At 45.6% G+C, this 13387-nt stretch carries 10 protein-coding genes; 2 read left to right on the forward strand and 8 right to left on the reverse strand.

Going from position 1 to position 13387, the window contains the following annotated elements:
• Positions 1-130 precede the first annotated feature (130 nt).
• Complete coding sequence (locus NSQ55_RS28555; RefSeq protein ID WP_305953522.1) at positions 131-1366, forward strand: MFS transporter; 1236 nt, start codon at positions 131-133, stop codon at positions 1364-1366.
• An 85-nt stretch (positions 1367-1451) separates the two neighbouring features.
• Here NSQ55_RS28555 and NSQ55_RS28560 read toward each other — a convergent pair whose 3' ends face one another.
• Positions 1452-3158 carry a glutamine--tRNA ligase/YqeY domain fusion protein gene (locus tag NSQ55_RS28560; protein WP_038574952.1) on the reverse strand — a complete coding sequence of 569 codons (1707 nt, stop codon included), beginning with the start codon at positions 3156-3158 and terminating at the stop codon, positions 1452-1454.
• A gap of 230 nt (positions 3159-3388) precedes the next feature.
• On the opposite strand from NSQ55_RS28560, the gene NSQ55_RS28565 reads away from it, so the two are divergent.
• Positions 3389-3937: a GNAT family protein gene (locus tag NSQ55_RS28565; protein ID WP_339170272.1), complete on the forward strand. Its 549-nt coding sequence runs from the start codon at positions 3389-3391 to the stop codon at positions 3935-3937.
• 94 nt (positions 3938-4031) lie between these two features.
• Here NSQ55_RS28565 and NSQ55_RS28570 read toward each other — a convergent pair whose 3' ends face one another.
• The 7 genes from NSQ55_RS28570 to NSQ55_RS28600 form a co-directional block, all read right to left on the reverse strand.
• Complete coding sequence (locus NSQ55_RS28570) at positions 4032-4676, reverse strand: MOSC domain-containing protein (protein ID WP_081387159.1); 645 nt, start codon at positions 4674-4676, stop codon at positions 4032-4034.
• A complete protein-coding gene (locus NSQ55_RS28575) occupies positions 4657-5187 on the reverse strand; it encodes a GNAT family N-acetyltransferase (protein ID WP_339170276.1) in 531 nt (176 codons plus the stop codon). Before NSQ55_RS28575 ends, NSQ55_RS28570 begins: the two co-directional genes overlap by 20 nt.
• 44 nt (positions 5188-5231) lie before the next feature.
• Positions 5232-6452, reverse strand: a complete 1221-nt coding sequence (locus tag NSQ55_RS28580; RefSeq protein ID WP_076279115.1) for an MFS transporter — start codon at positions 6450-6452, stop codon at positions 5232-5234.
• A gap of 460 nt (positions 6453-6912) precedes the next feature.
• Complete coding sequence (locus tag NSQ55_RS28585; protein WP_036681949.1) at positions 6913-7740, reverse strand: formate/nitrite transporter family protein; 828 nt, start codon at positions 7738-7740, stop codon at positions 6913-6915.
• Positions 7741-9248: 1508 nt separating this feature from the next.
• On the reverse strand, positions 9249-10613 hold the full coding sequence (locus NSQ55_RS28590; protein WP_038573671.1) for an FAD-dependent oxidoreductase: 1365 nt from the start codon (positions 10611-10613) through the stop codon (positions 9249-9251).
• Positions 10614-10948: 335 nt separating this feature from the next.
• The gene (locus tag NSQ55_RS28595) at positions 10949-12583 is read right to left on the reverse strand and encodes a formate--tetrahydrofolate ligase (RefSeq protein ID WP_076123967.1); all 1635 of its coding nucleotides are present in this window, start codon (positions 12581-12583) and stop codon (positions 10949-10951) included.
• Between the two features lie 248 nt (positions 12584-12831).
• Positions 12832-13308, reverse strand: coding sequence for a glutathione peroxidase (locus tag NSQ55_RS28600; RefSeq protein WP_339170283.1), 477 nt, complete (start codon positions 13306-13308; stop codon positions 12832-12834).
• Positions 13309-13387: the final 79 nt, after the last annotated feature.

A 13387-nucleotide genomic window follows, 5' to 3' on the forward strand; every position in this document is an offset into this window, starting at 1 on the left:
TTTAAATAAACGTTAAAAAAATGTAAAAAAGTAAAAAAGGAAGTTTGTATCCCTTTTCAACACGTGTTACAGTGATAGAAGGGCCTAATATTGGTCAGTATATCCATGCAAGACATCTAGTGGGAAAGGAGTGACGCATTTGCGGAAAGGCGTTAACTATCCATCTTCTTTCACGTCTTTAAAATGGTTCAATTTTTTTGTATACGGAACCATGGTCCTCTTCTCCAGCTTCTTTCAACTATACCTGCTGGATGTAGGGATGAACAAATTAGAGATCGGTGCCGTATTTTCTATGGGTGCGCTAGTATCCATCTTTGCAAATCCATTCTGGGCAATCTGGACTGACCGATACCAGAATATCCGGAGAATCGTTTTGCTTATGTTAATCGGAACGTTAGTGTTATCCCAGCTTATGTTTCGGGCAAATACATATGAGATGATCTACATCTCCATTCTTTTGTTCTATTTCTTCCAAGGACCGTTATTTGCTCAGAGCAATACGATGATTCTCAGCTATATTGACGGAACTAACTATCGCTTCCGTTCTTTTCGGCTTTGGGGTTCATTGGGGTGGGCACTAATTGCAATTGCCGCCGGATTGGTCCTTGATTGGGCTGGTGTATCTATCTTGTCCTATCTGTTTGCAGGCTTACTATGTGCATCAATGTTATCCATTCTTGCATTACCGAAACTTAACCATACCATTGGCATGGCTCCTATGCCGTATAGAGGCTTCAGCAAACTAATTTATAATCCCTTTTTCTTGTGTTTCATATTGTTTGGTATCCTAGTTTCCATACCGAACACCATGAACACTACATTCATGTCTTTGTATATTACGGACCTAGGCGGCTCCAAGGGAATGATTGGTCTCGCAGTATTCCTCTCCTCTATTTTGGAAGTGGGTGTATTTGTTCTCTGCGACCGATTCCTTAAACGTAAAATATCTGTTCTGCTCGGCTGGCTTGCGCTGGTTAGCGCTTTATTCGTACTACGATGGTGGTTCATGGCGGACGCGACTACAGCCCTCCAAGTAGTGCTCATTCAAATTTTACACTGCATAACATTTGGTGGTTTCTTCTATGTAGGCACTCAACTGACCATGCTTCTTATTCCAAGACCTTACCGTGCTTCAGGACAAGCGCTCTACACACTGACTTGGAGCGGTATAGCCGGTATTGTTGGAGGAGTTCTCGGCGGGTGGATGTATCAAAATCTAGGGGCACAGAGCATGTATCAAGCGGGTGTCTTCTTGACACTGTTTGGAACGCTAGGCTTTACTTTCATGTGGCTCTTTGTAAACCGTGGAGGCTACCGGCCCCCTACAGAGGATGAGGAAGAACTCTCTCACATCGAAATATTATAAGCGAAAATATAAAAAACAGGCACAAACGTACCTAAACGGGACGTTTGTGCCTGTTTTATTATAAAGAACCTGAACGAATCAAGTGTTAGCCTTGTTTTGGAGGCTGAAATGAACTCTTCAGTGAAACGATAAGATTGAATACGAGATGCCCAGGCGCCGAATATTTGCTATCTACATTAAAATAGCCATGACGGAAGAACTGGAATTTATCCTGAGCCACACTGTCCTTAAGCGCGGGTTCCACAAAACCTTGTAAGATTTCAATGGATTTAGGATTAAGCTGATCCAAGAAGCTAGGCTCCGCTTTCTCTACCGTGGAATCCAGACCTTCAACTTCTGCAGCTTCATCTACTTCTTCAGCAGAAATCAGTGGCTCGTATAAACGGAATTCTGCAGGCACAGCTTGACTAGCTTCTACCCAGTGCAGAGTACCTTTTACCTTACGGCCTGTAAATCCACTGCCACTCTTTGTTTCCGGATCATACGTACAATGCAGTTCAACAACCTCGCCATTCTCATCTTTAATGACTTCATTACATTTGATGAAATAAGCATGCTTCAGGCGTACTTCATTGCCGGGGAACAAGCGGAAATATTTATTGGGCGGATTCTCCATAAAGTCGTCGCGCTCAACATAAATCTCACGAGAGAACGGAATTTGGCGTACACCCATTTCTTCATTCTCTGTATTATTCTCCGCTTCAAGCCATTCTGTTTGGCCTTCCGGATAATTGGTGATAACAACCTTAAGCGGGCGAAGTATAGCCATGGTGCGAGGCACAGTTAACTTAAGGTCTTCCCGGATAAAGTGCTCCAGCATTTGCAGGTCCACTAGACCCTGACTCTTGGAGATCCCTGCTTCGTACACGAATTTACGAATCGCTTCCGGCGTATATCCTCTGCGGCGCAGGCCGGAGATCGTTGGCATCCGCGGATCGTCCCAGCCATCCACATGTTTTTCGTCTACCAGCAGCTTCAGCTTACGTTTACTAGTCATGGTTTGAGCGAGATTCAGACGGCCGAATTCATATTGATGCGGAACAGAAGGCATCTCACATTCCGCTACGACCCAATCATAAAATGGGCGTTGATCTTCAAACTCAAGCGAACAAAGGGAGTGAGTTACACCTTCAATGGCGTCCTCAAGTGGATGAGCGAACGTGTACATCGGGTAGATGCACCATTTATCCCCTGTATTATGGTGATGCGCATGAGTAATCCGATAGATGACAGGATCACGCAGATTAATATTTGGTGAAGCCATATCGATCTTGGCACGAAGAACCTTCTCACCATCTTTGAATTCCCCTGCCCGCATACGGCGGAACAGATCCAAATTCTCTTCGATGCTGCGCTCACGATGTGGGCTGTTCTGTCCTGGCTCCGTCAGCGTTCCCCGCAATTGGCGAATTTCATCCGCGCTGAGGTCATCTACATAAGCTTTACCTTTAGTAATTAATAATTCGGCACGTTTGTACATTTCCTCAAAATAATCCGATGCAAAACGCAGCTCTTCCCATTCATAGCCCAGCCACTTTACATCTTCCTGAATGGAGTTCACATATTCCGTATCTTCTTTGGCAGGATTCGTGTCGTCAAATCTTAGGTTAGTCTTGCCACCGAACTCGTCCGCCAGTGTAAAGTTAATCCAAATCGCCTTGGCATGTCCGATATGTAAGTAACCGTTCGGCTCCGGCGGAAAGCGTGTGACAACTTCTTTTACTTTACCCGTACGGAGGTCTTCGGTAATAACATTTTTAATAAAATTGGAGGGGGTAGTACGGTTCTCCACAGCTATCAACCTTTCGTTCTGTAGTGTTACACTACTTCTTGTATAAACATGTTTCCTACTAATATACCCGTTAACTGTAGATTGTTCAATAAAAGGGGGCACATGGCCTGGACCAATTTTTAGCATCTTTAGACCTTTTGACTTCTCTGCGGGCGATAGAGTAGCATGATAATCATAAGAAAAAATCCATAATCATACATAAGGCCTTGTGCCGAAAAGGAGGCAACCGCTTGTTTAATTATGTCATCGACGAAGAGCTTATCTTAAAGCCACTCATGCCTGAGCATGCTAGGCACATATTCGCGTTAGTGGAGCGCTCGCGGGAACGACTTAGGCAATGGCTTCCTTGGGTTGATGCCGTTACGGAACAGGATCACACCCTTAATTTCATTAAGAATGCTATAAAACAAGGCACCGACAATGGCGCCTTCACTGCTGGACTTTGGGTCCAAGGCGAGCTCGCTGGCGTCATTGGGTATCACCAGATTGACTGGCATAACCGTTCCGTAGGGATTGGTTATTGGCTTGGTGATGGATATGAAGGCAAAGGTTATATGACCAGTGCCTGCCGAGTTCTAGTAGACTACGCCCTGCTTGAAATGGAGCTGCAGCGGGTAGAAATTCGCTGCGCAACCGCCAACGTAACTAGCCGGGCAATTCCTGAACGGCTTGGTTTTGTGCTCGAAGGTGTGATCAGACAGGCAGAAAAGCTGCCCGATGGCTACGTGAATCACGCCGTATATGGTTTATTGCGTAGTGAGTGGCAGCTGCTCGGCTAAGTTACTTAAGCAAAGCAAAGTTAAACAAACACGTAAGCAGAAATAAACCTGGCTGGCATACGCCCCCAGGTTTATTTTATTGTGCAGACCAAGATTAGATCTCTGGCATACCCAGTTGTTTTCGAAACTTGTTCCGTACTACGGCTGAGAGAGCTTCCAGCTCCACAAGCTCTGCCAGAGCAGCTTCCTCTTGCAGCCCAACCTGCATTAAATGCAGTACATGCGCCACGGAAGCATTGCTGTCTCCGTTTTCTTTTTTGACAATTGCATCGCCGGTTGAAATCATTCCTTCACGAAGTACACGTAAGTAAAATCCGCTATACCTTGTATCCAGAACTTGAGCCGGTAGATCTGCGGGTCCATGCTTTTGTGAGATTTTGAAGCAAGGGTATCGTGGTTGGCTAACCTGAAGCAAAGTGGTGCCTATTTCATATACATCGCCAATACACACCTCTGTCTCCAGTAGACCCGTTGTGGTGATATTTTCTCCAAAAGCCGAGTACTCCAGTTTCTTTCCCAGCTGCTGTTCCCAATAAGGATAGTGCTCAATGGGATAGGCACATACCGCCTTGTCAGGACCTCCATGATGTTTAAGATCTGCCTGGCCATCTCCAACAAATCCATTGGTATGTAGCTGAACTGATCCATCTACAGGCGTTTTATAAATTCCGGTCTCCAAAGGTTTTCCCCGATAATCCACCGTCACCGGCCGACCGACATTAAGCGAGACGATCTCCATATCCATTTCCTCCTGTCAGCATGCAGCTCATAAATATCTCATCCACATAACGGCCGCCAAGATAAAACTCCTCCCGCAGACGCCCCTCTTCCATAAAACCGCATTCCCTGTAAAAAGAAATCGCTGATTCATTGCAGGATAATACACGCAGGCGAAGTTTACGAATAGCATGCGCCGCAGCGTGTTCCTTAATGGCTTCCATGAGCTGCCGGCCGATGCCTAAACGTTGATAGTTCGGATGAACAGCAATATTAACCTCGCACACATGCCGGTTGCTCTCCATTCTACTAGGGCAGCCAAACCCGACATATCCACATAGCTTGTCATCTTGCAGCGCTACGAGCTGTGATCCCGGGGGAGCATTCAGTAAGAAATCTTCTTGTGAGCGCCACAACATAGGTCCCGGGCTAGTATCCTCTGTCCAAATCAGATGGTCCAGATCAATCAGTTCTCGCACGTCTTTAATCTCTGATGGTCTAATAGTTAACCTTGCCTTGTTGATTTGTTTCATAAGATGTACACCCCTTGCCTTGCACCTCTATAGAATTCATATAGTTATCCTAGGGACCGCTCTAACGAATGGCCTTTACGATTGAATAAAGCATGGATGACGAAAAATCCTACAGACAGCAGCGCCATCGCACAGGCCAGCCAGGCTGTTGGTGCCAAACCACCACTATCATACAGTCTGCCCATGAAGTAAGGGCCAATGACTCTCCCGACTGCACCAATCCCTCCGCTTAGTCCCAAATAAAACGGTGCGCTGCGCCCCGCATGATCCGAGATAAAGGATGGCATCGCTGGAGAAATCAGCATTTCTCCCAGTGTAGCAAGCACCATTCCGAGCACTAAGCCAGGATAATTAGGCATCCACAAAAGAAACGCATAGCCACCCAAATAAAACAGGGCACTTGCAGTCATTTGCGCCGTTGAGGTAGACGCGAACCAGCGCTTAATCATTGTTACCAATGGCTGAGCTGCAAAAATCAAAATACCGTTCAGTGTCCAGAGAAAACCATAAGTTTTCTTAGGCCAGCCCTCTGAAATAATGAACGGAGATACCCCTGTATTCCAGATAGAGTTACCGAGAAGCAGGAACAAAGAACCGATCCCCATATAAAGATAAATACGAGTATGCCCCATTAGCTTCCACGTGGATTGTTTCTCTGGTTCATTCTTCTGATGCCCCATTACCTCATGCGCAGGTTCTCCACCGATTTTCTTCAGATATATAAAAAAGAAACCCGCAAATACCGCCGAAGTTACACCATTCATTACAAAGCTTAGCATATAGGAAATATCGGCCAAAAACCCGCTTAATGCCGTCCCCAGTGCTACACCAATATTATTGGCGACATAAATAACATTAAACAGCTCACCACGCTGCTTCGTGAAACGAAAGCCGATAAATGCCTGAATGGCAGGTAATGATAAGGAATTAAATAATCCTACCAGTCCCATTGCTACCATAAATAACGTCCAGTTGTTACTAGCTGCCGGCAAGGTGAACAGTGCCAAAGCATTCATGGCGAGCGCTCCGACAATCAGCCGGTTAACGCCTACCTTATGATAGAGTGAGCCCCCGAGTAGTTGACCCACGATCCCACCAACCGATTGAATAAGAATCACCAGTCCAGCATCTGACATGCTGCGTCCAAGCTCATCAAATACATACATCGTAACGAGCGGCCACATCAGCGCACTACCTGTTGCGTTAATTAGGCTGGCAATTAGAAATATTTTCACTTCTTTTGGATATGCCTGTAAAAACTTCATAAGTAGTGTACATCCCCTGTTATATATGTGTCATTAATTCATCCAGTATCATCCCAAAACAGGGCTATGAGCAAGCATACACATTGACGTTTTATCGTGATAAAGTACGCATGAAATCTAGAGGATAAGACGCACATATCGCATGAAATATCCCGTCTTCCTTGGGGTTCACGTCCGCAGTCCTCCCTAGTTCTAATATCTATTCTTATTTTAAAGCCGTGGCTGTCGTCCGTAAAGCAAACTAAACAAGAAGAAACTGATTCGCTTTTAGAAAGACGGGGTAATAGAGCCTAGAAACACTCCCCCTTCAAAATTCGCCGTGATCCGATTTCGTTCCCCCGAGCGCGGATATATCACGGCGGATTTTTTTGTGTCTACATAACAAAAAGCACCCCTAAAACATTAACGCCACCAATAAGGCAGACCTTGAATGTTCTATGGAGTGCTCTATAAGACGAGCTTAAGCGTGTTTTTTGACACTGCTGCCGGACATGCTATCTACGGATTGAATAGCCGTAGGTGCTTTACGCAAGTATGCCATCCAATAGGCAGCTGCGACAAATATTGCCCCACCCGTTAGATTTCCGAGCCAGACGGGAACAAAGTTAGTGAAGTATTGCCCCCATGAATAGTAACCTTCAAAAATAGCTGCTGGAATTAGGAACATGTTAGCTACAACGTGCTGGAATCCGATCGCAACAAAGGCCATCGTCGGGAACCAAATACCAAGGATTTTGCCGCTGAAGTTATCTGCTCCATAAGAGAGCCATACGGCCAGCGCAACGAGCCAGTTACAGCCGATACCCGAAACAAATGCCGGAAAGAATTCTGCATCGATTTTATGACCAGCCATATCCACCAATTTTTCTAAATACACACCCTCTGAAGTTAAACCCACCACATGACCGAAGAAATAAGCTACAAATAATGCCCCTGCCAGATTACTAATCGTAATGAGCAAAAGATTCTTCACAACTTCCCAGAAAGAAATCTTCTTAGCCATAAAAGCGAGCGGCACGGCCATCATATTCCCTGTCAGCAGTTCTCCACCTGCAAGGAGTACCATGATCAGCCCAACGGGGAAAACTGCGGCTCCGATAAAGTTAGCAATGGAACCCCATTCCTGTGGTGCGCCAGCAATGACGCGAATATCTAATAAAAACCCGAGCGCAATAAACGCTCCTCCCAAAAAGCCCAGAATAAGTACGGTACTTAGCGGATTATGAGCTTTTTTTATGCCGTTCTCTACAGTTACTTCGGCAATTTGCTGCGGTTTGCTATAAGCCATGGTTCCTATCCCCTTCATCTATTTACTTCAAATTTGTTCCTTTATGACCATTGTAGCGTGTCGTAAAACACATTAACGTGATAATTATCACTTTGAGAAAACTAAGTGAAAGTTTTCACTGACATGTCAAATTTACTGCGACCTGTGCACAAATAGAAGTTTGTGTATGACCGGCTAAGCCAGCATATCTTGTTTCGTTGGATTACATTTGAGCGTACGCAGCAGCTATCGGACACAGTTGTCCTTATATGCAGCAAGATCTCACTGTAGCTATACCTCACTGTAGTCATACCTCACTATCGTCATACTTCACTATCGGCATTCTATCGGACTCGGATGACTCTAATCGTAGCTTTTGAGCATATTTGGCCCACACCCGGACATCGGACTCAGATAACCTTATTCGTAGCTTTTGAGCACATTTGGCTCGCTATCGGACCCCATAGTCGCTATTAGCACCAAAAACACACTAGTTGTACCTCATTCTATGTAATAGCTGCACTGGAGTCCGAAATCACACTCAAACGGCGATTATTTGCTATATAGCGGCTTCTGAGTCCGAAAAATTCTGCAGAGGGCGATGATTCAGCACGATCGGACTCAGTTGACCCTATTCGTAGCTTTTGAGCACATTTGGCTCGCTATAGGCCCCCATAGTCGCTATTGGCACGAAAAACACACTAGTTGTAACTCATTCTATGTATTAGCTGCATTGGAGCCCGAAACCACGCTCAAACGGCGATTATTTGCTAATTAGCAGCTTCTGAGTCCGAAAGCTTCTGCGGGGGGCGATGACTCAGCACGATCGGACACAGTTGACCCTAGTCGTAACTTTCGAGCACATTTGGCTTGCTATCGGACCCCATGGTCGCTATTAGCACGAAAAACACACTAGTTGTAACTCATTCTATGTAATAGCTGCATTGGAGTCCGAAACCACGCTCAAAAGGTGATTAATTGCTATATAGCGGCTTATGAGTCCGATAAATTCTGCGGAGGGCGGTGACTCAGCACGATCGGACTCAGTTGACCTTATATGTAGCTTTTGAGCACATTTGGCTCGCTATAGGACCCCATAGTCGCTATTGGCACGAAAAACACACTAGTTGTACCTCATTCTATGTAATAGCTGCATTGGAGTCCGAAACCACGCTCAAACGGCGATTATTTGCTAATTAGCGGCTTCTGAGTCCGAAAGCTTCTGCGGAGGGCGATGACTCAGCACGATCGGACTCAGATGACCTTATACAGAGCTCCTGAGTCAGAAAGCTTCTGCAGGGGGCGATGACTCGGCACGATCGGACTCAGTTGACCCTATTCGTAGCTTTTGAGCACATTTGGCTCGCTACCATCACCGAAGCCATTGGATTGCATCTACCCAAGCAGCTAATCATTCTGCACCTAACAAAAAAAGCAGCAATCCTCCCGTTACAGGAGAATCGCTGCTTTTCTAGCTTTATAAGGTTGTCTTTTCCGTCGATAAATCACTCAGAAACAATCGTTTCTTTTTAAACCGTTACAGCCTCTTTGCTTGGTACTGTTGTCGGCAGCGCTTGAAGACCTACTGTATTCAGGAAGTTCCAAGGTTTGTTGTAATGCGGTTGGAAGAAGAAATCGATAAAGGCTAGTTGGTCGATTGTCATATGATTTTGAATACATACAGACACTGTGTTGATCGATTGCGTCAGATCCATCTTGGACATAATTTGAGCCCCGAGAATACGGCGTGTGGCGCGATCAAACACTACTTTTAACTGAACCTGCTCAAAGGTGGGCATAAATTCTGGACGGTAGTTATCAATAATCATGGCGGTTTCTACGTCCATTCCTTCAGCCTTAGCTCCTTCTTCAGTAAGCCCTGTTGCAGCGATATTGTCTTCATAAATCTTAATGCCCGAAGTTCCTTGTGTACCCATATAAGGAATGGTCTCTGTTACCAAGTTGCGCGCAACTAAGGTTCCCATCCGTACGGCATTGGTTGCCAGTGGGATATAGGCGTGTTTGCCTGTAGGGTTGTAATGAATCGCACAGCTGTCGCCAGCGGCATATACATCCGGGCAGCTAGTCTGCATATAGTTATTGACTACAATGGCACCATTAGGCAGCATATCGACTTGACCTTTTAAGAGTTCAGTATTAGGACGGAAACCAATGCAGAGAATGACCAGATCTGTCTCATGCTCACCTTTGCTTGTAATAACCTTTGTTACCTTACCGTCTTTGCCTGCAAAAGAGCTGACCTTCTCATTCAGTGCCAATTTAATCCCATGATCCTGAAAAGATTGTTCGATCGGTGCAGTAAATTCTTGGTCCAGATATTTACTCAGAATGCGATCTTCACCATCAATTAGCGTAACTTGCTTGCCATTCATTTGAAAAGCTTCCACCAGTTCAACGCCGATATATCCAGCGCCGACGACGGTGATTTTATTCGCTTGTTTAGCTTTTTCTATAATAGTGTTGGAATGATCATAGTTCTTGGAAAGTAAAATCCCCTCGAGTTCAAATCCTTCAAGCTTCGGCACAATCGGCCATGAACCTGTAGTCATAATCAGCTTATCGTAGGTGTCAGCGAACTCGTGGCCTGTCTCCAGATTGCGTACACGCAATGTTTTGGACTTCGTATCCACTGCAGTTACTTCATGACGCATATTGGTCTTTACGCCAAGCTCTGCAAGCTTTTCTGGTGAAGAATAGAATAGCCCCTCTGGGTCTTTAACCACTCCACCTACATACAAGGCAATTCCACAGGATAAGAAGGAAATATTATCATTACGCTCATATACAGTAATCTCGGCATCCGGGTAAAGCTGGGCAGTATTTACAATTGCGGCGGTTCCGGCATGGGTACATCCAATGACAGCTACTTTCATTATTTCTTCCTCCTTCAAATGGACAATCGGGTTATATATTTGACTTGCATGACCGATCAATGATGGAATCTGATCAACAATGGGCTAGTTGTGATTTATTTCACTTTATAAACTGATTATATTGTGATATTTATCACATTACAAGTCTTTTTTACCTATATCCTCATATTGTTCACAATTTTAAGTTTTTTTCCGCCACTGCTGCCGAATGCGACTCCGTTAGCTTTGCCACGTGGGAGGTACATTATGATCCGCATTTGCAGGAATCCAAAGGAAGCATAAAAAAAGGCTTCCCCTCTAATACCAACAAGGAGAAGCCTTTGATTAAAAAACTTTTACACCAAACCGTGAATCTCTCCGTCCTCATCCATCCATAGTCCCTCAGCGGCTGGCTTAGCTGGCAGACCTGGCATCGTAACGATATTGCCTGTAATAACTACCGCAAAACCTGCACCAAGCGAAAGGGTAATATCTCGGACACCAATCGTAAAGCCTTCCGGTGCTCCGAGGAGTCTAGGCTGGTCGGAGAAGGAATAAGGCGTCTTCGCCAAACATACTTGAAGATCATTTAGCCCAAGCCGCTCGATAACCGCCAGACTCCGCTTAGCCGCCGGAGAAAAGTTCACTTCTGCCCCGCGGTAGATCTCACGGACAATTTTGTTGATTTTGGATGAAATGTCGAGATCCTTCTCATACAGAGGAGCAAACTGGCTCGGGCCACTATTGTCCAAGAGCTTGTTCAGTTCAGAAGCCAGCTCCTGTCCACCTGCACTACCTTCCGCCCATACTTTTGAGATCGCAGCCGGCACGTTTAAATTGCGGCAGGCCTCCAGTACATCATTAATCTCGCCCTCACTGTCCCCTTCAAAATGATTTATGGCAACTAAAACAGGGACTCCAAATTTACCGAGATTCTCTACATGACGTTCTAAGTTCACCAATCCCGCGCGCAGCGCCGTCCGATTCTCGGTTAGAAGCTCGCCTTTAGGCACACCACCGTTATATTTTAAGGACTTAACAGTTACGACAAGAACAGCAGCAGAAGGGGTTAACCCAGCCTGTTGGCATTTGATATCCATGAATTTCTCTGCACCAAGATCCGCTCCGAAGCCTGCTTCGGTGACTACAACATCTCCCAGCTTAAGGGCATAACGAGTGCCAATAACACTGCTGCAGCCATGAGCGATATTCGCAAACGGCCCCCCGTGTACAATAACAGGCGTACCTTCCAGAGTCTGTACCAAGTTTGGCTTAACTGCTTCCTTAAGCAGCGCTGTCATCGCTTCAACGGCCCCGATTTGCTCGGCTGTTACCGGTTGTCCCTCTTGGTCATAACCAATCAGAATACGGTTTAAACGCTTCTTGAGATCAATAAGGTTATCGCATAAGCATAACACAGCCATAATCTCAGAAGCCGTTGTAATCTGAAAGCCACTTTCCCGTACCGCTCCATTTCCGTCCCCGAGCCCAGTCACAATACTGCGCAGGCTGCGGTCGTTCATATCCATGACACGTTTCCAAACGATACGCTGCGGATCCAGTCCCAGCTCATTGCCTTGGAAGATATGATTGTCAATCATTGCGGACAATAAATTATGCGCAGAAGTTACCGCATGAATGTCACCGGTAAAGTGCAAATTAATCTCATCAGCCGGAACAATCTGCGACTTCCCGCCGCCTGTTGCACCGCCCTTCATCCCTAAGCAAGGCCCAAGCGAAGGCTCACGTAAAGCAGCCACGGTCTTCACACCTGCTGCATTCATTGCCTGCGCCAACCCGATGGTTGTTAAGGTCTTACCCTCGCCAGCAGGGGTCGGATTCACCGCAGTGACCAGAACCAGCTTGCCATCTGGCTTGTTTTTCATATCCTCCCATAAGGAAGGTGAGAGTTTGCTTTTATATTTGCCGTATAGTTCCAGATGCTGCTCGTCGATTCCTGCTTGTGCTGCTACCTCTGTAATTAACTTCATGCTTGTATAAAACCCTCCTGCCGTTATTATCCTGCTGTACTCCGCTTTTTTATGCATGTTCGCTCAGTTGCTATATTCTCTTCAAAGGATACATCGTCTTTTTAAAGCGTCAAGTATAATTTATCACAATAAAAATTCAAGGCAATCTCCATTAATCCTTTAAAAAAAGAAAATCCCCGCGAGCATCGGTCGAAACCGAGTCGAAGGGATACTTGGAAGATCACTCTGCAACTGACCCCATAATGGATCTACAGTAGTGACTCAATATGTTGTTTCATCGTTTCCGGCGATTCTTTGGGCTCCACACGAGCCACTACATTGCCGCTGCGATCAATTAGAAATTTCGTGAAATTCCAGCTAATGTCGCTGCTGTCCCCAGCACCAGGCTGCTGCTCCTTCAAATAATTGAAAAGCGGGCTGGCATCCGGTCCATTAACATCAACTTTGACGAATACCGGAAAGGTAACTCCATAATTAATCTGACAGAATTCCTCAGCCTCTTCACTCGTACCTGGCTCCTGGCCCGCAAACTGGTTGCAGGGGAATCCTAATACTACAAGTCCTTGATCGCTATACTGTTCGTATAGTTTCTGAAGATCTCCATACTGTGGCGTAAGTCCGCACTTACTAGCCGTATTAGCAATCAGCAGCACCTTACCTTCATACTCCGCAAACGGCACTTCTTTACCCGAAGGTGTAACGCCGGCAAAATTGTAGATCGACATCTTTATTCCCCTTCTTTCCTTTTACTTAGACTACACTACGTATCTTACCCGAACTGTAAGGGAATGCAACTTCTGAACT

This window comes from Paenibacillus sp. FSL H7-0943 (assembly GCF_037963265.1).
In the GTDB taxonomy this organism is placed as follows: Bacteria; Bacillota; Bacilli; order Paenibacillales; family Paenibacillaceae; genus Paenibacillus_AQ; species Paenibacillus_AQ odorifer.

Excerpts from the sequence above, each read along its gene's own strand:
- NSQ55_RS28570 (WP_081387159.1), bottom strand. The coding sequence starts at position 4,676 with ATGGAGATCGTCTCGCTTAATGTCGGTCGGCCGGTGACGGTGGATTAT.
- NSQ55_RS28575 (WP_339170276.1), bottom strand. The coding sequence starts at position 5,187 with ATGAAACAAATCAACAAGGCAAGGTTAACTATTAGACCATCAGAGATT.
- NSQ55_RS28595 (WP_076123967.1), bottom strand. The coding sequence starts at position 12,583 with ATGAAGTTAATTACAGAGGTAGCAGCACAAGCAGGAATCGACGAGCAG.
- NSQ55_RS28580 (WP_076279115.1), bottom strand. The coding sequence starts at position 6,452 with ATGAAGTTTTTACAGGCATATCCAAAAGAAGTGAAAATATTTCTAATT.
- NSQ55_RS28585 (WP_036681949.1), bottom strand. The coding sequence starts at position 7,740 with ATGGCTTATAGCAAACCGCAGCAAATTGCCGAAGTAACTGTAGAGAAC.
- NSQ55_RS28600 (WP_339170283.1), bottom strand. The coding sequence starts at position 13,308 with ATGTCGATCTACAATTTTGCCGGCGTTACACCTTCGGGTAAAGAAGTG.
- NSQ55_RS28590 (WP_038573671.1), bottom strand. The coding sequence starts at position 10,613 with ATGAAAGTAGCTGTCATTGGATGTACCCATGCCGGAACCGCCGCAATT.